The 17,859-nt window shown below is 60.9% G+C and carries 22 protein-coding genes; 12 read left to right on the top strand and 10 right to left on the bottom strand.

Annotated elements, in window-relative coordinates; translation table 11 throughout:
- Nucleotides 1-44: 44 nt before the first annotated feature.
- Both SOP95_RS08500 and SOP95_RS08495 read right to left on the bottom strand, forming a co-directional pair.
- Nucleotides 45-1,121, bottom strand: a complete 1,077-nt coding sequence (locus tag SOP95_RS08500; protein ID WP_274075392.1) for a 3-deoxy-7-phosphoheptulonate synthase — start codon at nucleotides 1,119-1,121, stop codon at nucleotides 45-47.
- Between the two features lie 127 nt (nucleotides 1,122-1,248).
- On the bottom strand, nucleotides 1,249-1,692 hold the full coding sequence (locus SOP95_RS08495; RefSeq protein WP_274075391.1) for a PilZ domain-containing protein: 444 nt from the start codon (nucleotides 1,690-1,692) through the stop codon (nucleotides 1,249-1,251).
- On the opposite strand from SOP95_RS08495, the gene SOP95_RS08490 reads away from it, so the two are divergent.
- From SOP95_RS08490 to cysB, 5 genes are all read left to right on the top strand, one after another.
- Nucleotides 1,691-2,077 carry a thioredoxin family protein gene (locus SOP95_RS08490; protein ID WP_323606808.1) on the top strand — a complete coding sequence of 129 codons (387 nt, stop codon included), beginning with the start codon at nucleotides 1,691-1,693 and terminating at the stop codon, nucleotides 2,075-2,077. The genes SOP95_RS08495 and SOP95_RS08490 overlap by 2 nt on opposite strands.
- Nucleotides 2,074-3,030: a putative 2-dehydropantoate 2-reductase gene (locus SOP95_RS08485; protein ID WP_323606807.1), complete on the top strand. Its 957-nt coding sequence runs from the start codon at nucleotides 2,074-2,076 to the stop codon at nucleotides 3,028-3,030. Before SOP95_RS08490 ends, SOP95_RS08485 begins: the two co-directional genes overlap by 4 nt.
- Nucleotides 3,031-3,055: 25 nt before the next feature.
- Nucleotides 3,056-3,961, top strand: coding sequence for a 5'-nucleotidase (locus tag SOP95_RS08480; protein WP_323606806.1), 906 nt, complete (start codon nucleotides 3,056-3,058; stop codon nucleotides 3,959-3,961).
- A 94-nt stretch (nucleotides 3,962-4,055) separates the two neighbouring features.
- Complete coding sequence (locus tag SOP95_RS08475; RefSeq protein ID WP_274075387.1) at nucleotides 4,056-4,559, top strand: universal stress protein; 504 nt, start codon at nucleotides 4,056-4,058, stop codon at nucleotides 4,557-4,559.
- Nucleotides 4,560-4,671: 112 nt separating this feature from the next.
- A complete protein-coding gene (cysB, locus tag SOP95_RS08470; protein WP_008049066.1) occupies nucleotides 4,672-5,646 on the top strand; it encodes an HTH-type transcriptional regulator CysB in 975 nt (324 codons plus the stop codon).
- A 33-nt stretch (nucleotides 5,647-5,679) separates the two neighbouring features.
- On the opposite strand, the gene SOP95_RS08465 is transcribed toward cysB, so the two are convergent.
- Both SOP95_RS08465 and SOP95_RS08460 read right to left on the bottom strand, forming a co-directional pair.
- Nucleotides 5,680-6,162, bottom strand: coding sequence for a GreA/GreB family elongation factor (locus SOP95_RS08465; protein ID WP_323606805.1), 483 nt, complete (start codon nucleotides 6,160-6,162; stop codon nucleotides 5,680-5,682).
- Nucleotides 6,163-6,164: 2 nt separating this feature from the next.
- Nucleotides 6,165-6,575, bottom strand: coding sequence for a hypothetical protein (locus tag SOP95_RS08460; protein WP_274075385.1), 411 nt, complete (start codon nucleotides 6,573-6,575; stop codon nucleotides 6,165-6,167).
- A 124-nt stretch (nucleotides 6,576-6,699) separates the two neighbouring features.
- On the opposite strand from SOP95_RS08460, the gene earP reads away from it, so the two are divergent.
- Nucleotides 6,700-7,842 (top strand): elongation factor P maturation arginine rhamnosyltransferase EarP, encoded by a 1,143-nt coding sequence (earP, locus tag SOP95_RS08455; RefSeq protein WP_323606804.1) that lies wholly within the window; start codon nucleotides 6,700-6,702, stop codon nucleotides 7,840-7,842.
- Between the two features lie 48 nt (nucleotides 7,843-7,890).
- Entirely contained in the window at nucleotides 7,891-8,460 is a 570-nt protein-coding gene (locus SOP95_RS08450) for an elongation factor P (RefSeq protein WP_017125860.1), read from the top strand.
- Nucleotides 8,461-8,595: 135 nt separating this feature from the next.
- On the opposite strand, the gene SOP95_RS08445 is transcribed toward SOP95_RS08450, so the two are convergent.
- The 4 genes from SOP95_RS08445 to SOP95_RS08430 all read right to left on the bottom strand — a co-directional run bounded on the left by SOP95_RS08445 (nucleotide 8,596) and on the right by SOP95_RS08430 (nucleotide 11,724).
- Nucleotides 8,596-9,606: an alpha/beta hydrolase gene (locus SOP95_RS08445; RefSeq protein ID WP_323606803.1), complete on the bottom strand. Its 1,011-nt coding sequence runs from the start codon at nucleotides 9,604-9,606 to the stop codon at nucleotides 8,596-8,598.
- 34 nt (nucleotides 9,607-9,640) lie between these two features.
- Nucleotides 9,641-10,060, bottom strand: coding sequence for an organic hydroperoxide resistance protein (locus SOP95_RS08440; protein WP_110749149.1), 420 nt, complete (start codon nucleotides 10,058-10,060; stop codon nucleotides 9,641-9,643).
- Between the two features lie 177 nt (nucleotides 10,061-10,237).
- A complete protein-coding gene (locus SOP95_RS08435) occupies nucleotides 10,238-10,699 on the bottom strand; it encodes a MarR family winged helix-turn-helix transcriptional regulator (protein ID WP_274075382.1) in 462 nt (153 codons plus the stop codon).
- A gap of 68 nt (nucleotides 10,700-10,767) precedes the next feature.
- A complete protein-coding gene (locus SOP95_RS08430; RefSeq protein WP_274075381.1) occupies nucleotides 10,768-11,724 on the bottom strand; it encodes a LysR family transcriptional regulator in 957 nt (318 codons plus the stop codon).
- Nucleotides 11,725-11,835: 111 nt separating this feature from the next.
- Here SOP95_RS08430 and SOP95_RS08425 point away from each other — a divergent pair, with 111 nt between their 5' ends.
- Entirely contained in the window at nucleotides 11,836-12,585 is a 750-nt protein-coding gene (locus SOP95_RS08425) for a sulfite exporter TauE/SafE family protein (RefSeq protein WP_323606802.1), read from the top strand.
- Here the strand turns inward: SOP95_RS08425 and SOP95_RS08420 are convergent.
- Nucleotides 12,575-13,429, bottom strand: coding sequence for a LysR substrate-binding domain-containing protein (locus tag SOP95_RS08420; protein WP_274075380.1), 855 nt, complete (start codon nucleotides 13,427-13,429; stop codon nucleotides 12,575-12,577). The two genes, SOP95_RS08425 and SOP95_RS08420, sit on opposite strands and share 11 nt — an antisense overlap.
- A gap of 95 nt (nucleotides 13,430-13,524) precedes the next feature.
- Here SOP95_RS08420 and SOP95_RS08415 point away from each other — a divergent pair, with 95 nt between their 5' ends.
- From SOP95_RS08415 to SOP95_RS08405, 3 genes are all read left to right on the top strand, one after another.
- Entirely contained in the window at nucleotides 13,525-13,746 is a 222-nt protein-coding gene (locus SOP95_RS08415; RefSeq protein WP_274075379.1) for a DUF1127 domain-containing protein, read from the top strand.
- 161 nt (nucleotides 13,747-13,907) lie between these two features.
- Nucleotides 13,908-14,147 (top strand): DUF1127 domain-containing protein, encoded by a 240-nt coding sequence (locus tag SOP95_RS08410; protein ID WP_408597690.1) that lies wholly within the window; start codon nucleotides 13,908-13,910, stop codon nucleotides 14,145-14,147.
- Nucleotides 14,148-14,214: 67 nt separating this feature from the next.
- Nucleotides 14,215-15,441: a winged helix-turn-helix domain-containing protein gene (locus SOP95_RS08405; protein ID WP_323606801.1), complete on the top strand. Its 1,227-nt coding sequence runs from the start codon at nucleotides 14,215-14,217 to the stop codon at nucleotides 15,439-15,441.
- Nucleotides 15,442-15,533: 92 nt separating this feature from the next.
- On the opposite strand, the gene SOP95_RS08400 is transcribed toward SOP95_RS08405, so the two are convergent.
- Nucleotides 15,534-16,880, bottom strand: coding sequence for a class II 3-deoxy-7-phosphoheptulonate synthase (locus SOP95_RS08400; RefSeq protein ID WP_110749138.1), 1,347 nt, complete (start codon nucleotides 16,878-16,880; stop codon nucleotides 15,534-15,536).
- A gap of 159 nt (nucleotides 16,881-17,039) precedes the next feature.
- On the opposite strand from SOP95_RS08400, the gene SOP95_RS08395 reads away from it, so the two are divergent.
- On the top strand, nucleotides 17,040-17,795 hold the full coding sequence (locus SOP95_RS08395; protein ID WP_323606799.1) for a spermidine synthase: 756 nt from the start codon (nucleotides 17,040-17,042) through the stop codon (nucleotides 17,793-17,795).
- The last annotated feature ends 64 nt before the right edge of the window (nucleotides 17,796-17,859 follow it).

The following is a 17,859-nucleotide window of genomic DNA, read 5'->3' as shown; positions in this document are numbered from 1 at the left end:
CGCCGGGCTCAGCCCGGCGTTTTTTTGTCTGCGACAAGCGTCGGTCAGGTGCGCTCGCGTTTTGGCAGCACTTCCTTGAGCTTGGCATGCATGCTGCGCAAGGTGTTCTCGGTGGCCGTCCAGTCAATGCAGGCATCGGTGATCGACACGCCGTATTGCAGGTCGGCGAGGTCTTTCGGAATGGCCTGGCAGCCCCAGTTCAGGTGGCTTTCGACCATCAGGCCGATGATCGACTGGTTGCCTTCGAGGATCTGGTTGGCGACGTTTTCCATCACCAGCGGTTGCAGGGCCGGGTCCTTGTTGGAGTTGGCGTGGCTGCAATCGACCATGATGTTGGGCTTGATCTTCGCCTTGTTCAGTGCCTGCTCGCAGAGGGCGACGCTGACCGAATCGTAGTTCGGCTTGCCGTTGCCGCCGCGCAGTACCACGTGACCGTAGGCATTGCCCTTGGTGGTGACGATCGACACGCCACCTTCCTGGTTGATGCCCAGGAAGCGGTGCGGGCTGGAAACCGATTGCAGGGCGTTGATCGCTACGGTCAGGCCGCCATCGGTGCCGTTCTTGAAGCCGACGGCCGAGGACAGGCCGGAGGCCATTTCCCGGTGAGTCTGGGATTCGGTGGTGCGCGCGCCGATGGCCGACCAGCTGATCAGGTCCTGCAGGTATTGCGGGGAGATCGGGTCGAGCGCTTCGGTGGCGGTCGGCAGGCCCATTTCGGCCAGGTCCAGCAACAGTTGGCGACCGATATGCAGGCCATCCTGGATCTTGAACGAGTCGTCGAGGTACGGGTCGTTGATCAAGCCTTTCCAGCCAACGGTGGTGCGTGGCTTCTCGAAATACACGCGCATGACCAGATACAGGGTATCGGACACTTCCGCCGCAAGAACCTTCAGGCGCTCGGCGTACTCGTGGGCCGCCTTGATGTCGTGGATCGAGCAGGGCCCGATGACCACGAAAAGGCGATGGTCGGTGCCATCCAGAATATTGCGAATGACTTCGCGGCCCTTGGTGACGGTGCGCAGGGCGGCATCGCTCAGGGGGATATCACGCTTGAGCTGGTCGGGAGTGATCAGCGTCTCGTTGGAAGCGACGTTTAGGTCGTTGATCGGTAAATCAGCCATCGTTTACTCGTCAGGTCACGGGTGCCGGCCGCCAGCGAACCCGCGCGGCGGAGCACAGCAAATTAAGCGCGTCGGGGAACGGAACCTTAGCGCGTTACACCGTGGCTCGACAATGGGCTGGCCCGGTTTAATCCAGCACAGCCTGTGCAAAAGCCTTGCGAACCGTGTCGTGGGAGAACTCGTCGGCATGCTGCTGGACCCACTCGAGGGCCAGGGCCTGGATATCCTGCAGATCGTTGTGGGCATCATGTTGACGGCAGTAGCGCTCGATCTGGCACACCTGCTCGCCCATGCGGGCACTGAAAAGCGTCTGTTCGTCGACGAAGGCGATGCCGACCAGGTAGCCGCGCTTGCGTCGCAGGCACCAGGCCACGTAGCCCAGGAAACACAGGTCCGGGTTCAGGCTTGGCATGCGTACCTGCAGCGCCGTACCGTGGCGCCAGGCGCGGTGATAATTGCAAGCCATGCCCCCGAGGCTGATAGTGTGCAGCTGTTGGCGGGAGATGCACTCAGGTTTGAGCAACGTCAACTCGACAGGTATATCGTCAGGATGAGGAAGAAAACGTCCCATGAGCACGGACTCCATGTGTCGGCCATCTGACATTGTTTCCCCCAGTATAGTGGTCGAATTGGAACTGACCGATTTCGACGCCGACCAACGGCTGCTGGCAATGAACGGCGTATCGCTGGTGATTTTCACCAGTGTCGGCTGCGCCAGTTGCCGTTTTGCCCGCGAGCAGCTGCCTGCGCTCGATCTGGATGTCGATCGATTGTGCTGGATCGACGCTGGCAACAATGGCGGGGTGGTCGAGCGTTATCAGGTCTTTCACTTGCCGGCGCTGTTTGTCGTACGCGACGGCGAATTCTTCGGGGCACTAAAGTCGCGCCTGACCCGCACCGAGCTGAACACGGCCTTGGGGCAGGCGCTCAGTAGAACAGCAGAGGAGTTGCCATGACGGGAGCAGTTGCCAAGCCGAGAATCGGCATAATCGGGACCGGTGCCATCGGCGGGTTCTACGGGGTGATGCTGGCGCAGGCCGGGTTCGATGTGCATTTTCTGTTGCGCAGTGAGTTTGCCGCGGTGGCCGAGCGCGGGTTGCAGCTGCACAGCGCGGTACATGGCGCGCTGACGCTGAATCCGGTGCAGGCCTATTCGGCGGCCGAAGACATGCCACCCTGCGACTGGTTGCTGGTTGGCGCAAAAACCACCAGTAACCGCGACCTCGCGCCGGCCATCGTGCAGGCCGCCGCGCCGAATGCCAGGGTGCTGCTGTTGCAAAATGGCCTGGATGTCGAAGACGACCTGCGTGAACTGCTGCCCGACGCTCTGCATGTGCTGGGCGGGCTCTGCTATATCTGCGTGCATCGCCAGGGGCCGGGGGTCATTACCCATCAGGCGCTGGGGGCGGTGCATGTCGGCTATCACAGCGGGCCGGCGCCGGGTCAGCCTGAACGTGCGGCCATTGTCGAGGAGGGGGTTGGGCTGTTCCGTGCGGCCGGCATTGACGCCCAGGCCATGGCGAACCTGCACCAGGCGCGCTGGCAGAAACTGGTCTGGAATATCCCGTACAACGGCCTGTCCGTGCTGCTCGGGGCGAGCACTACGCCGCTGATGGCCGATGCCGACAGCCATGAGCTGATCCGGTCGCTGATGGCCGAGGTTATCCAGGGCGCAAACGCCTGCGGTCACGAGGTGCCCGCCACCTATGCCGATCAGCTTTTGCAGGTGACGCAGCGAATGCCCGACTACTGGCCCAGCATGTACCACGACTTTCTGCACAAGCGGCCGCTGGAGCTGGAGGCCATATACGCCCGGCCACTGGCCGCGGCGAAAGCCGCCGGCTGTGACATGCCGCGCATCGAGGCGATGTATCGCAGCTTGAGTTTCATCGATCGACGTAATACCTGAGTCGATCTATCAGAGGGGGAAGCGGATGCCAAAGTCCATAGACGACAAGCTGGTGCTGGCGATTTCGTCGCGAGCGTTGTTCGACCTGAGTGAAAGCCACAAGGTCTATCTGTCGAGTGGCGTCGAGGCCTACCGGCAATATCAGATCGAACACGAAGACGAAATCCTCGAGCCCGGTGACGCCTTCCCGCTGGTGCAGAAACTCCTCGCCCTCAATGCCCACCTCGGCCGCGCCCGGGTCGAGGTGATCCTGGTGTCGCGCAACAGCGCCGACACCGGCCTGCGTGTGTTCAACTCGATCCACCACTATGGCCTGGCGATTTCCCGTGCGGCGTTTGTCGGCGGGCGCAGTCCATATCCCTACCTCAAGGCCTTTGGCTGCGACCTGTTTCTCTCAACCCACGCCGAAGACGTGCGCAGTGCGCTGGACGCCGGGTTCGCCGCGGCGACCATTCTGTCCGGTGGCGCCAGCCGTGCGGCCAGCGATGAACTGCGCATTGCTTTTGACGGTGATGCCGTGCTGTTTTCCGACGAGTCCGAACGCGTCTATCAAGCCGGTGGCCTGGAAGCGTTCCAGGCCAGCGAGCGCGAAGCGGCTCGCGAGCCCTTGCGCGGCGGGCCGTTCAAGGGCTTCCTCGCCGCCCTTAATCTGTTGCAGCGCGAATTCCCGGATGACGCCTGTCCGATTCGCACGGCACTGGTCACGGCGCGCTCGGCGCCGGCTCATGAGCGGGTGATCCGCACGTTGCGCGAGTGGGATATTCGCCTGGATGAATCGCTGTTCCTCGGTGGACTGACCAAGTCGGCCTTCCTTGAAGCCTTCGCCGCGGACGTGTTTTTCGACGATCAGGCCGGCCATTGCGAGTTGGCCCGCGAAGTGGTCGCCACCGGCCATGTGCCACATGGCATAAGCAACGAGCAAAAGGTTTAAGCCCGCCGTTCAACGTGTTACGCCGGACGTCGTACTCGCCAAGGCACTGCTAAGCTGAATCAATCTCCGCCATGTTGGCACGCGAGGAGGTCATATGATTCGTTCGATGCTGTATGCCACTGACCTCGGGCTGTATGCACCTGTGGTGATGCAGCATGCCCTGGAATTGGCGCGAACATTCAATGCCGACCTGTATGTGGTGCACGCCGTCGAACCCATGGGGCTGTTCGCCGAATCGGTGCTGCAGAGTTATCTCGACGAGCAGGCGTTGAACGAATTCCATAGCCAGGGTCTTAACACCGTGATCGCCAGCATCGAGCAGCGGGTGCTGGACAATTTTCGCGAAGAGCTGGGCGACGAGGGCGAGCAGGACCTTGAGCGGATCAAGGCGGTGCGGGTGCTGCAGGGTGATCCGTCACAGGTGATCCTCGACCAGGCGCACAAACTCTCGGTGGATTTGCTTATCGTCGGTAGTCACAGCCATGGTGCGGGGGCGGAAACGCCTTTGGGCCGGACCGCCGCCCGGGTGTTGCAACTGTCCACGGTGCCGGTCTACCTGGTGCCGCTGGTGCAACGTCGTCGCCAAGGGGATCGCTAGAACACGAATAATGGCCTTTTGATAAAAAGTTCTAGATTTATTCTTCAAACCATTAATATAGTTATATACCGTCGCTGATGCCCGTGGCGTCTACCTGCTTTGAGGGATTCATATGAAGCTCCAACAACTGCGCTACATCTGGGAAGTGGCGCACCACGACCTCAACGTTTCCGCTACAGCCCAAAGTCTCTACACCTCTCAGCCGGGCATCAGTAAACAGATCCGCTTGCTGGAAGACGAACTGGGTGTCGAAGTGTTCGCCCGCAGCGGCAAGCACCTGACCCGCGTCACTCCGGCCGGTGAGCGCATCATCACCACCGCTGGCGAAATCCTGCGCAAGGTCGAAAGCATCAAGCAGATCGCCCAGGAATTCTCCAACGAGAAGAAAGGCACCCTGTCGATCGCCACCACCCACACCCAGGCGCGCTACGCCTTGCCGCCGGTGATCAGCAATTTCATCAAGCAGTACCCGGATGTTGCCCTGCACATGCATCAGGGCTCGCCCATGCAGATCGCCGAGATGGCCGCTGATGGCACCGTGGATTTCGCCATTGCCACCGAAGCCCTCGAGCTGTTCGGCGACCTGGTGATGATGCCTTGCTATCGCTGGAACCGCTGTGTGGTCGTGCCCCAGGGACACCCGCTGACCAAGCTGTCGAAATTGACCCTCGAGGCCCTGGCCGAATACCCGATCGTCACCTACGTGTTCGGTTTCACCGGCCGTTCCAAGCTCGACGAAGCCTTCAGCCACCGCGGCCTGACGCCCAAGGTGGTGTTCACCGCCGCTGACGCCGACGTGATCAAGACCTACGTTCGCCTGGGCCTGGGTGTGGGCATCGTGGCGAAAATGGCCGTCGATACCAAACTCGACAGCGACCTGGTGGTACTCGATGCCAGCGAACTGTTCGAGTCCAGCGTGACCAAGATCGGTTTCCGTCGCGGCACCTTCCTGCGGGGTTTCATGTGCGACTTCATCGAGAAGTTCGCTCCGCACCTGACCCGCGAAGTCATGGCCAAGGCCATCCAGTGCCACAACAAGCAGGAGCTGGAAGAGCTGTTCGACGGCGTCGAACTGCCTGTTCACTGATAGCCCGTCCTGCTGCGCCGGCAGGACAGCCGGTCAAACCACCTCGGTGACAGCGAACTGTTGCCGAGCGCCCGCCACCAGAATCTCCACCTCGTCGCCTTCGAACTTGCCCAGCAGGCTTTTGCCCAGCGGCGAGCGCGGGGTGATGACGGTAATCAGTTGCCCCACCAGGTCAACCTTCAGCCCCGCCGCATCCGGCGCCAGGAACAGCCACTGCTCGCGGCCCTTGTCGTCTTCCAGGCCGAGCAGGGCACCGATCTCGATACCCCGTTGATCGTCATAGGGACGCAGTGCCAGGTTCTGGCAAAGCGCCAGTGACAGGCGAATCTCTTCGACACGCCTGGCCTGCCCGGCGGCCAGGTAAGACGCCTCCAGGCCCAGGGTGTCGTACTTGTTTTCGGCGATGTTTTCTTCGTGGGTCGCGGTTTCGTAGGCGGTTTGCGCGGCGCGCTCGGCAATGTCGAGATCGACTCGCAGCTTGTCGAGAATCAGTTGGTGCACGGTATGCTTATTCATGATCAATCGCAGAATTGCAGGACGTTGGCGCGGCTTTTTTCGCTGGGTGCCGTCTGGTCCTGTTGCAACCAGAACTGGCATTTGGGGTTCGCCAGGTTGCGGTTGCTGGCGCGTGCCTGGTCGAGTCGTTGCGCCTGCTCGTTCCTGCGCAGGTTTTCTTCATACTGCTCGAACAATGGGCTCTGTGCCGGGATATCCGGCACCGGTCGAGTCACCACCGGCGGTTTGGCCAGTTGCTCCACCGCGGCTGCGACCGGTGCCAGTTGTTCGCTGAAAAACAGCCGGGACACCAGCCAGACGGTCAACACAATGGCGATAAAGCCTAGCCACATGCCAAGGGCGATACTGCCGGTCAGTTGCAGGGCATTGAGTTGAATCGAAAAGGATCGGCGCGGAGTAGGGCGGTAGGGCATGGTTGCCTCCTGGCGAAGGGTCGCGGGCGAGTGAGGATTGTCGCACGAAGATTAATCGTCGTCGGCTCTTCTGCGCGGGCTGATTTATGCGGACAATCGCTGCCTTTGCCAACGGGAGCCTGGAATGCCTGATATGAAAACCCGCTGGGATATTTTTTGCACCGTGGTCGACAACTATGGCGACATCGGCGTGACCTGGCGGCTGTCGCGGCAACTGGTGGCCGAACATGGGCTGGCGGTGCGTTTGTGGGTGGACGACCTGCGTGCCTTCGAACGCTTGTGCCCGGAAATCGACATTCACGCAGGCCAACAATGGCAGGAAGGTGTCGAAGTGTGCCAATGGTCGGCGGACTGGCAACCGGTCGAGGCGGCCGATGTGGTGATCGCCGCGTTTGCTTGCCAGTTGCCCGGCGCCTACATGGACGCCATGGCCCAGCGGGAAAAAACACCGCTGTGGATGAACCTCGACTACTTGAGCGCCGAGGACTGGGTGATCGGCTGCCACGGCTTGCCGTCGGTCAAATACAAACACGTACAGAAGCACTTTTTCTTCCCGGGGTTCCACAAAAATACGGGTGGCCTGCTGCGTGAAAGCGGATTGCTCGAACGGCGTCGACAGTTTCAGCAGAGTGCCGAGGCTCAGCGGGCCTTCCTGCAAGACCTGGGGGTCGACCGCTCACCGGGTGCGCTACTGATTTCGCTGTTTGCCTATGAAAATGCCGGCTTGGCCAGTTGGCTGGACACATTGGCCAGCGATTCGACGCCCACTCATCTGCTGGTGCCGCAAGGGCGGATCCTGGGGGATGTCGAGCGCTGGCTGAATGTGCAGGACCTGCAGGTCGGGTCGCTGCATGTGCGCGATGCCTTGACCGTGCAGGTACTGCCGTTCGTCCGACAGGACCAGTACGACCCGTTGCTCTGGTGCTGTGATTTCAACGCCGTACGCGGCGAAGATTCCTTTGTCCGCGCGCAATGGGCAGGGCGGCCAATGCTGTGGCACATCTATCAGCAGGAGGAAGATGTCCATCTGGACAAGCTCGAAGCCTTCCTCGCGCTATACGTCAAGGACCTGCCGCCTGCGGCCGGCGAGGCGATCAGCGGTCTCTGGCGGGCCTGGAATGCCGGTGAGACAATGACCGACCACTGGCAGTCGACCCGCAAACACTGGCCACAGCTGCAAAAACACGCCGAGACCTGGTGTCTGGAACAGGCCTTGCAGACCGATCTTGCCGCGGCGCTGGTACAGTTTTATGTAAATTGGATATGATACGCGGCCTAGATTTTTGTAAATCCCATCCAAATTCGGATATTCGCAATGAAAACTGGTAAAGAACTCAAACCCGGTACCGTGATCCGTATCGACAACGATCCTTGGCTGGTTCAGAAAGCTGAATTCACCAAGTCGGGCCGTAACAGCGCGATCATGAAGACCAAGCTGAAAAACCTGCTGACCGGTTACAAGACCGAGACCGTCTACAGCGCCGACGACAAGCTGGACGACGTGATCCTTGACCGCAAAGAAGCGACCCTGTCCTTCATCAGCGGCGACAGCTACACGTTCATGGACACCACCGACTACACCATGTACGAACTGAACGCTGAAGACATCGAAGCCGTTCTGCCTTTCGTTGAAGAAGGCATGACCGATGTTTGCGAAGCCGTGTTCTTCGAAGATCGTCTGGTTTCCGTAGAGCTGCCGACCACCATCGTGCGTCAGGTTGACTACACCGAAGGTTCCGCTCGCGGCGACACTTCCGGCAAGGTGATGAAGCCTGCCAAACTGAAGAACGGTACCGAGCTGTCGGTTGCTGACTTCATCGAAATCGGCGACATGATCGAGATCGATACCCGCGAAGGCGGTTCCTACAAAGGCCGTGCCAAATAAGCACTGCTTGAGGAATGAAAAAGCCCGACCATTGAGTCGGGCTTTTTTGTGCCTGTTTGTAGGAGCCCGGCTTGCCGGCGAAGGGGTATTCGAGATCGCTTTCGCCGGCAAGCCGGGCTCCTACAGTAAAGCGTGTTATTTCAGATGTTGCTTGAGCTCTTCAGAGGCCTGCAACATCGCCGATCGCACCGCCGGCACCTGGCTCACCACGTTGAGCAAACCGTAGTCGTGGATCATGCCGTTGTAGCGAACCGATGTCACCGCCACGCCAGCCTCGTCGAGTTTGCGGGCGTAGGCTTCACCTTCGTCGCGCAACACGTCGGCACCGGCGGTCTGCACCAATGCTGGCGGCAACCCTTTCAACTGGGCAGTGGTTGCGCGCAGAGGTGAGGCGTAGATTTCGTTACGCTGGTTGGCGTCGGTGGTGTAGTTATCCCAGAACCACTTCATCGCATTTTTGGTGAGGAAGTGCCCTTCGGCATACTGGTTGTAGGAAGCGGTTTCGAAGTTGGCATCCGTGACCGGCCACAGCAACACCTGGAACTTGATTGCCGGAGTGCCCTTGTCCTTGGCCATCAGCGCAACCACCGCCGCCATGTTGCCGCCGACACTGTTGCCGGCTACTGCCAGGCGCTTGCCATCGACGTTGATCTCCTTGCCGTGCTCGGACACCCATTTCGTCGCGGCGTAAGCCTGGTTGATCGCCACCGGGTAATGGGCTTCCGGAGATGGCGTGTAGTTCACGAACACGGCCGCGGCCCCCGAACCCGTCACCAGATCACGCACCAGCCGCTCGTGGGTCGGGAAATCCCCCAGCACCCAGCCACCGCCGTGGAAGAACATGAACACGGGCAGCTCACCCTTGACCCCGGCCGGCCTGACGATGGTCAGTTTCAGCGGTTGGCCGTCGACTTGAATGGTCTTCTGGCTGACATCGGCTTTTGGCAGCGTCAGTTTCACCCCGGCCTGTGCACCCGTCAGCACGGCGCGGGCGTCTTTCGGGCTGAGTTGTTCAAGCGGCTTGCCGGTACCTGCATTCAGCACATCGAGGAATGCCTGGGTGTTGCGTTCAACGTCGCCGGCGAATGCACTGTGCACGGACAGGGCGAGAAGGGTACCGGTCAAGACTTTGCTGAAAGCGTTCATGTTCGTTTCCTGTTCGGGCCTGGGTGATCAGCGGTTAGACGGTGACGTGCAGACGTACTTCGACGTTGCCGCGGGTGGCGTTGGAGTACGGGCAGACCTGGTGGGCCGCCTCGACCAGGGTTTGTGCGTCGGCTTGTTCAAGCCCTGGCAGGCTGATGTGCAGGTCGATGTCCAGGCCGAAACCGCCAGGGATCTGGCCGATGCCGACGTGGGCGGTGATCGAGGCGTCGTCGGGGATCTTGCGTTTGGTCTGGCTGGCGACGAATTTAAGTGCGCCGATGAAGCAGGCGGAGTAGCCGGCGGCGAACAGTTGCTCCGGGTTGGTCGCCGCGCCGCCAGCACCGCCGAGTTCTTTCGGGGTGGCGAGCTTGACGTCGAGAATGTTGTCGCTGGAGATCGCACGACCGTCACGGCCACCGGTGGAGGTTGCGATTGCGGTGTAGAGAGTTTGCATGGTGAAAGCCTCGTTCGGGTCTGGTTAGTTGCGCTAAATGTTTGCGCGCTAAGTAAGTGCGAAATAAATGTATCGCGCTAATGTTTAGTGCGCAAGATAAATTTTGAAAAAATGCAGATCAGCTGATTTTCCAGCACAAGCGCAAAACAAACTGTGGGACGTTCGGTGGTTTGAAAGTCAGAGGTTTTCTTGCAGGTGACGCCTCAGTTCCTGCAGTTCCGCTTGAAGCTTTTGCAGTCGCTCCAGGGTCATCCCACTGGCGCCGAGGATGCACTGGGGAATGCCCCGGGCCTTGTCGCGCAAGGCACGGCCCTGTTCGGTGAGTTCGACGATCACCACGCGCTCGTCCTCACGGCTGCGGGTGCGGCTGAGCACGCCTTCGGCTTCCAGGCGCTTGAGCAGCGGGGTCAGCGAGCCGGGATCGGTCAATAGGCGCGCGCTGATTTCACCTACGGTCAAGCCGTCCTGTTCCCACAGCACCATCATCGCCAGGTATTGCGGATAAGTCAGGCCCAACGCCTGCAGCAAGGGTTTGTAGACCTTGGTCAGCATCAGCGAAGTGGAATGCAGGGCGAAGCAGGCCTGATTGTCCAGCAGCAGGTCGTCGCAGTTATCCGGGGTGTCGCGCTTGGTGGTCATTTGGAAGCCTTGATCAGTGATCCTGATAAAACTAGCGGTCAAATCTTTAACGCGCCAGCAATTTTCGACTAATGCCGGCCCAGGTTGGTTTGCAACGCCAGGTCCCAGGGCGGAATGGGGCTGAAGCGGGTTTTCAGATACTCCAGCAACAGGCGGCTGCGAGAGTTAGGCTGCTGCTGCAGTCGCAAGGCGTAGATCCCGGAGCTTTCCGGTTTCGGCAGGCCGTTTTCGCAGAACAACGGCAGCAGTTCGCCACGCAACAGGTATTCGCTGACGAGCCAGGTCGGCAGGTGGGCGATGCCCAGGCCGGCCAGTGCGCTGTAGATCAGCGCTTCGGCATTGTTGGCGCTCATGCGCACGCGCGACGGCCGATGCAGTTGCATCTGGCCATCCCGTTCGAAGCGCCAGGCGAAGGGCGGGGCCAGGCCGGCCCAGTCGAGGCCGTCATGTTCGACCAGCTGCGCCGGATCTTTCGGCACGCCGCGGCGCTGCAAGTAGTCGGGGCTGGCGCAGGCGACACGCACCATGCTCGCCAGCGGCGTGGCCACCAACCGCGTATCGGCCAATTGCCCGGCGCGCAACACCAGGTCGACCTTGCCCAGGTTCAAGCCCTGCATGTCGACAAAACTGTCGATCAGCTGCAATTGCACGTCGAGGCCGGGATAAAGCAGCAGGAAATCGGCAATCACCGGTGCCAGATGTCGCCGCCCGAACGCAGCCGGTGCGTCGATACGAATCAGGCCTTCCGGAGCACTGCTCAGGGACACCGCCTCGGCCCGGGCCAAGCGCAGTTCGGCGACTATCCGCCGTGCCCGTTCGGCAAACGCCAGCCCCGCCGGCGTCGCGCGCACCGCGTGGGTACTGCGAATGAACAACTGGCTGCCGACGGCGCTTTCCAGGCTGTCGATGCGCCGCGCCACTGCCGAGGGCGTCAGGGGATGACGGCGGGACGCTGCGGAAAAGCTGCCGGTTTCCAGCACATCCAGAAACAGACCCAGTTGTTCGGTCAGTTGATTGGGATTCATGTTTGGCTCGATGCTTGTGCAGGTTTGGCATAGCCATTGTGCGTTGCTGTGCGTTTCCCCGCTAGAACCAGTTGCGTAGGATGAATCGCCTGACGTGTGGAGAAATGCGCTGTGATTGAATTTGTGTTGTATCTGGTATTCGGCGCGGCCCTGGGAACCCTCGGCGGCCTGTTTGGCATTGGCGGGGGATTGATCGCGATTCCGTTGCTGGGCGTGTTGTGCGGTCTCGATCAGCAGATTGCCCAGGGGACGGCGTTGGTGATGGTGGTGCCGAACGTGATGTTGGCGCTATGGCGCTACCACCAGCGCAACAGGATCGAGTTGCGCCACGCACTGCCGCTTGCGTTGATGGGATTCTGCTTCGCCTGGCTTGGATCGATCTGGGCAGTAGGGGTCGATGCGCAAACCATGCGTATCGGATTTGTCGCATTCCTGGTCGCACTTTGCGCCTACAACCTCGCGCGGATGTTCATGGCCAGCACGCCGCCTTCGGCGCAGATGAACCATTCATGGCCCTGGCTGGGCGTACTCGGTGCGGCATCCGGCACCATGGGCGGTTTGTTTGGCGTGGGCGGGGCCGTGGTGGCAACACCGGTGTTGACCAGTGTGTTCGGCACCACCCAGGTGGTTGCCCAGGGTCTGTCCCTGGCGCTGGCCCTACCGAGCACCGGCGTCACCCTGGTTACCTATGGGGTGCATCACCAGGTGAACTGGATGATTGGTGTGCCGCTGGCGATCGGTGGGTTGATGAGCATCAGTTGGGGCGTGAAGATCGCCCACAGCCTGCCGGAGCGCCTGCTGCGCGCCTTGTTTTGCGGCTTTCTGCTGTTATGTGCGGTCATGCTTGTTTTTAAAGCTTGAAGCCTTCGACGATGTGCTCGGCCAGGCACTCGGTGATCGGTGACGGATTATGCAGGTTGCGCACCAGCATGATGCTGGCCTCGGGCAGCACCGGCAGATCCTCGGCTTCACCGAGGATGCGCATGTCCGCGGTGATCAGGCTTTCCAGTTGCGCGGTGACGGCCAGGCCGGCGCTGACCACCGCCATGATCGCCGACAGGCTGTCGCTGTTATACGCCACGCGATAATCGCGCCCTTGGGCATCGAGGGCGTTGCAGGCCCACATCCGGCAGAAACAATCACTGTTGAACATCGCCAGGGGCAAGGGCGTCTGCTCGTGGGCGCTGTAGCACTGCGCCTCAGCCCAGACAAAACGTTCCTTGCGCAACAACTGGCCGATTTCGCTGCCCGGCTCGCGAGTGACGATGGACAAGTCCAGGTCCTGGCGCATCAGCAGTTGTTTTGATGATTCACAGTGCACTTCGATCTGTACCAGCGGGTAGGACTGGGCAAACTGGCGCAGGATCCCTGGCAGGAAACGCATCACGTAGTCGTCCGGGGTACCGATGCGCACCGTGCCGACCATGTGTGGCTCACGCAGGGTGTTGAACACCTCGCTGTGCAGCTTGAGGATTCGCCGCGCATAACCCAGCAACACCTGGCCTTCGGCTGTGAGCCGCACCTGGCGTCCGTCGCGCTGGAACAACTGGCGCTGCAGCACATCTTCTTCCAGCCGCTTCATCTGCATGCTGACAGCTGACTGGGTGCGATGGACCAATTCACCGGCGCGGGTGAAACCACCCTGGTCGGCGATGGCGACAAAGGTGCGCAGCACTTCGGTATCGATACTCGGGTAGGCCGACATGCATCAATCTCCGAGATGGTTACCATCAGAAACATTCGTTGGATTGATCTTAGTCCCGGGCAGAGACTTGAGCCATCCAAACGGAGGGCAACAAGATGAAAGGTCAACATGAAATCCATGGCGCTGAAAAACATTCGGTTCACCTGATTTCCGATCTGTTGCACAAGGTCGGCCGCTGGTACGAGCTGCACCGTGAGCGCGAAATGCTGGCGAGCATGAGTGATGAAGCGTTGAAGGACATCGGCTTGAGTCGTGCCGACGTCGCTCACGAAGCAGAACTGCACTTCTGGCAAGACCCGATGGGCAATGGAAAGTAGGCTCGACACCCCATGAAATGTCCCGACACTACCCCGTCATCCCGGCAAAGGCCCGGGCTGACGGGGTTGTCGCGAGCCCGAAACAGATGGTCATAGAGCTTTGCTGGAGCCTGTTTTTACACTGGCCGAAGATCCTCTCCCCAACATCGAGGAGTGGTGTCATGGAACGACGAAGCATTGAAGGAATACGCGCGAGGCATGGCGTGCGAACTGCACTCCACAGGCTTCGAGAGCCAGTCTGGGCAGCGATCACACGACTGCAGCGCTGGCGCCAACTGAGCAGGGATCGCAGCGAGCTGGCGCAATTGAGCGATGACTGCCTGCGCGATATTGGCTTGAGTCGAGCCGATGTCCGCCGGGAGGCGACTCGCCCGTTCTGGGATGATCCACTCAAGCGATGAGACGTGGCCATTGGCGTTTTTCCCGCCTGCCGCTAAGGTGGGGAGAGCCTTGCCGATGAGCCTTCAGATGCCTGCTTCCCTGTCTTTTTCCTTGAAACAAGCCAGACGCCTGGCGCTGGCCGCCCAAGGTTTTGCCGGGCGCCAGTCGCCAGCGTCGGTCAAGCCTGCCGCGATCAACCGCTTGATCGAGCGCCTGGGCATTTTGCAGATCGACTCGGTCAATGCACTGGTGCGCTCGCACTACCTGCCGCTGTTTTCCCGGCTTGGGCATTATTCAGCCGACTTGCTCGACCGGGCGGCCTGGAGCCAGGGGCGACACCGTACCTTGTTCGAGTACTGGGGGCATGAAGCGTCCCTGCTGCCCTTGTCGCTGTACCCGCTGATGCGCTGGCGCATGGGGCGGGCCAGCCGTGGCGAAGACATTTATCAGCAACTGGCGCGTTTCGGTCGCGAACAGCAGGACACGGTGCGCCGGGTGCTGGCCTGCGTTGAAGAGCGCGGTGCGTTGGGCGCCGGCAGCCTGTCGACCCGCCAGGAGCGGGCAGGGCCCTGGTGGGACTGGAGCGCGGAAAAGCATGCGCTGGAATGGCTGTTCGCCGCCGGCGAGGTGACAGTGGCTGGCAGGCGTGGCTTCGAACGGCTTTATGACCTGCCGGAGCGGGTCATTCCTTCGCAGGTTCTGGCACAGCCGCTGCTCAATGAAGCCGAGGCCCAGCGCGGTTTGCTGCTGCATGCCGCGACAGCCTTGGGCGTGGGTACCGAGAAGGACTTGCGCGACTACTTCCGTCTGAATCCTGCCGACAGTCGTCCGCGTCTGGCGGAGTTGGTCGAGGATGGCGAGTTGCTCATCTGCGAAGTCCAGGGCTGGAAGCAACCGGCCTATTGCCTGCCCGGGCCCAAGGTGCCGCGCAAGGTCGAGGCCAGCGCGTTGCTGTCACCTTTTGATTCGCTGATCTGGGAGCGCAGCCGTACCGAGCGCCTGTTCGATTTTCGCTACCGGCTGGAGATCTACACGCCGCCGGACAAGCGGGTCTACGGCTACTACGTGCTGCCGTTCCTGCACAATGAGCGGATTGCCGCGCGGATCGACCTGCGTGCCGAGCGGGCTGCCGGGCGGTTGGCGGTGCATGCCGTGCATGAGGAGGAGATGGGGCTGGATGACGAGGGGATGTTGGCGTTGGCTGTGAATCTGCGACGGATGGCGGATTGGTTGGGGCTGGAGCGGGTGCAGTTGAATTGCCCTAGGGCGAGCGCGTACAGGTTGCGGGTGGCATTGGCACAGATAGGGGGATGAATGATCTGGCCCAATCGCCAGCAGGCTGGCTCCCACATTGGACCTGTGTCGTACACAAAACCCATGTGGGAGCCAGCCTGCTGGATCAAAAACTACCGCCGAACTTGCTTCAAAGTTTCAGCAATCAAAAACGCCAACTCCAGCGACTGATCGGCATTCATCCGCGGGTCGCAATGGGTGTGGTAGCGATCCGACAAACCGTCCTCGGTGATCGGCCGCGCACCACCGATGCACTCGGTGACGTTCTGCCCGGTCATCTCGATGTGGATGCCGCCGGCGTAACTGCCTTCGGCCTCGTGAACCTGGAAGAACTGCTTCACTTCGCCAAGGATCTGCGCGAAGTCGCGGGTCTTGTAGCCGCTGCTGGCCTTGATGGTGTTGCCGTGCATCGGGTCGGAACTCCACAGCACCTGTCGGCCTTCACGCTGCACGGCGCGGATCAGCTGTGGCAAATGATCGCCGACCTTGTTCGCGCCCATCCGTGCGATCAGGTTCAGGCGACCGGGATCGTTGTCGGGGTTGAGCACGTCGATCAGGCGGATCAGGTCTTCGGGGTTCATGCTCGGGCCGACCTTGACCCCGATCGGATTGTTCACCCCGCGCAGGAATTCGACATGCGCGCCGTCGAGCTGGCGGGTGCGGTCGCCGATCCACAGCATGTGCGCCGAACAGTCGTAATAATCGTTGGTCAGGCTGTCGCGACGAACGAAGGCTTCCTCATAATTGAGCAGCAGCGCTTCGTGGGCGGTAAAGAAACTGGTTTCGCGCAGTTGTGGCGAGCTGTCCATGCCACAGGCGCGCATGAACGCCAGGGTTTCATCGATGCGGTCGGCCAGGTGGCTGTACTTTTCCGCCAGGGCCGAGTTGGCAATGAAATCGAGGTTCCACTTGTGTACCTGGTGCAGGTCGGCAAACCCGCCCTGGGCGAAAGCGCGCAGCAGGTTCAGAGTGGCGGTGGACTGGTGGTAGGACTGCAGCAGGCGTTCCGGGTCCGGCACGCGGCTCTTTTCATCGAAACCGATGCCGTTGACGATATCGCCACGGTAGGCCGGCAGTGTCACGCCGTCGATGGTCTCGTCATTGGCCGAACGAGGCTTGGCGAACTGTCCGGCCATGCGTCCAACCTTGACCACCGGGCAACCGGCCGCGAACGTCATGACAATGGCCATTTGCAGCAGCACCTTGAAGGTGTCGCGGATCTTCGCGGCGGAAAACTCGGCGAAACTTTCGGCGCAGTCGCCGCCCTGCAGCAAGAACGCGCGCCCCTGGGTCACTTCGGCAAACTGACGGCGCAACTCCCGGGCTTCCCCGGCAAACACCAGCGGCGGGTAGCTGGCCAGGGTCTGCTCGACGTGCTGCAGATGCGCCGCGTCGGGGTATTGGGGTTGTTGCTGGATCGGCAGGGCGCGCCAGCTGTCAGGGCTCCAGGGTTGGCTCATCATGATCTCTAGTGTTTTCCGCTCGGACGTCCATGTTATCAGCAATTAGTGCGTGACCTGTTCCCGTCGCTTCGCCGACAATCGCGCCTTTGCCGCTTCCGCTGCGGTTTATCGCGTTGCTGTTTGCCCAAGAAGGCCCGGTGACGATCAGGAGACGAAATGACTGAGGAGCGCGTCGAGCATCTGCTCGCCGAGGTGCAGGACGAATTTGGCGTGATCCGCGTGCTGGAAGTGGCCGATTACCGTTTTCTCGAATTCGGTGATGCCATCGAGCAAAGTTGCGTGTTCACCGCTGATCCGAGCTGGCTCGAGTACGACTATACCCGGGCGATGCTGATTGGCGCGCTGTGCCATGAACAGCCGGAAAGCGCGCTGTTCCTGGGGCTCGGTGCCGGTACGCTGACCCAGGCCTGCCTCAAGTTCCTGCCGTTGGAAGATGTCGAAGCCATCGAGCTGCGCCCGGATGTGCCGCGCCTGGCGATCGAATACCTGGGGCTGGACGATGATCCGCGCCTGTATATCCGCGTGGGCGATGCCCTGGAGCTGCTCGACACCGCTGAACCGGCGGACCTGATTTTCGTCGACCTGTATACCGACGTCGGTCCGGGTGTCGGGCATCTGGCCTGGTCGTTCCTGGAAAACTGCCAGAAACGCCTGAATCCGGGGGGCTGGCTGGTGATCAACCAATGGGCCACCGACGATGGCAAGCCACTGGGCGCTGCGTTGCTGCGCGGGCTTTATCACCGACATTACTGGGAGCTGCCGGTGAAGGAGGGCAACGTGATCCTGATCGTGCCGTCGGAACTGGATCAGGTGCTGGACATGAAGGCCCTGACCGCCCGGGCCGAAGCGCTGGCGCCGCGGTTGGGGTATTCGTTGCAGTCGTTGATCAAGGCGATTCGCCCGGCGACATGAAGATCACCTGTAGGAGCTGCCGCAGGCTGCGATCTTTTGATTTTAAAGATCAAAAGATCGCAGC

The sequence above is a fragment of the Pseudomonas sp. YuFO8 genome, assembly GCF_035065025.1.
Lineage (GTDB): Bacteria > Pseudomonadota > Gammaproteobacteria > Pseudomonadales > Pseudomonadaceae > Aquipseudomonas > Aquipseudomonas putida_AE.
Note: the sequence above shows the minus strand (reverse complement) of the source record. Positions and strands in the feature narration are given on the sequence as shown.

Excerpts from the sequence above, each read along its gene's own strand:
- SOP95_RS08485 (WP_323606807.1), top strand. The coding sequence starts at position 2,074 with ATGACGGGAGCAGTTGCCAAGCCGAGAATCGGCATAATCGGGACCGGT.
- SOP95_RS08435 (WP_274075382.1), bottom strand. The coding sequence starts at position 10,699 with ATGACCACCAAGCGCGACACCCCGGATAACTGCGACGACCTGCTGCTG.
- SOP95_RS08495 (WP_274075391.1), bottom strand. The coding sequence starts at position 1,692 with ATGGGACGTTTTCTTCCTCATCCTGACGATATACCTGTCGAGTTGACG.
- SOP95_RS08395 (WP_323606799.1), top strand. The coding sequence starts at position 17,040 with ATGACTGAGGAGCGCGTCGAGCATCTGCTCGCCGAGGTGCAGGACGAA.
- SOP95_RS08475 (WP_274075387.1), top strand. The coding sequence starts at position 4,056 with ATGATTCGTTCGATGCTGTATGCCACTGACCTCGGGCTGTATGCACCT.
- SOP95_RS08430 (WP_274075381.1), bottom strand. The coding sequence starts at position 11,724 with ATGAATCCCAATCAACTGACCGAACAACTGGGTCTGTTTCTGGATGTG.
- SOP95_RS08415 (WP_274075379.1), top strand. The coding sequence starts at position 13,525 with ATGAAAGGTCAACATGAAATCCATGGCGCTGAAAAACATTCGGTTCAC.
- cysB (WP_008049066.1), top strand. The coding sequence starts at position 4,672 with ATGAAGCTCCAACAACTGCGCTACATCTGGGAAGTGGCGCACCACGAC.
- SOP95_RS08410 (WP_408597690.1), top strand. The coding sequence starts at position 13,908 with ATGGAACGACGAAGCATTGAAGGAATACGCGCGAGGCATGGCGTGCGA.
- SOP95_RS08400 (WP_110749138.1), bottom strand. The coding sequence starts at position 16,880 with ATGAGCCAACCCTGGAGCCCTGACAGCTGGCGCGCCCTGCCGATCCAG.
- SOP95_RS08480 (WP_323606806.1), top strand. The coding sequence starts at position 3,056 with ATGCCAAAGTCCATAGACGACAAGCTGGTGCTGGCGATTTCGTCGCGA.
- SOP95_RS08420 (WP_274075380.1), bottom strand. The coding sequence starts at position 13,429 with ATGTCGGCCTACCCGAGTATCGATACCGAAGTGCTGCGCACCTTTGTC.
- SOP95_RS08500 (WP_274075392.1), bottom strand. The coding sequence starts at position 1,121 with ATGGCTGATTTACCGATCAACGACCTAAACGTCGCTTCCAACGAGACG.
- SOP95_RS08440 (WP_110749149.1), bottom strand. The coding sequence starts at position 10,060 with ATGCAAACTCTCTACACCGCAATCGCAACCTCCACCGGTGGCCGTGAC.
- SOP95_RS08465 (WP_323606805.1), bottom strand. The coding sequence starts at position 6,162 with ATGAATAAGCATACCGTGCACCAACTGATTCTCGACAAGCTGCGAGTC.
- SOP95_RS08490 (WP_323606808.1), top strand. The coding sequence starts at position 1,691 with ATGAGCACGGACTCCATGTGTCGGCCATCTGACATTGTTTCCCCCAGT.
- SOP95_RS08445 (WP_323606803.1), bottom strand. The coding sequence starts at position 9,606 with ATGAACGCTTTCAGCAAAGTCTTGACCGGTACCCTTCTCGCCCTGTCC.
- SOP95_RS08460 (WP_274075385.1), bottom strand. The coding sequence starts at position 6,575 with ATGCCCTACCGCCCTACTCCGCGCCGATCCTTTTCGATTCAACTCAAT.
- SOP95_RS08405 (WP_323606801.1), top strand. The coding sequence starts at position 14,215 with ATGCCTGCTTCCCTGTCTTTTTCCTTGAAACAAGCCAGACGCCTGGCG.
- SOP95_RS08450 (WP_017125860.1), top strand. The coding sequence starts at position 7,891 with ATGAAAACTGGTAAAGAACTCAAACCCGGTACCGTGATCCGTATCGAC.
- earP (WP_323606804.1), top strand. The coding sequence starts at position 6,700 with ATGCCTGATATGAAAACCCGCTGGGATATTTTTTGCACCGTGGTCGAC.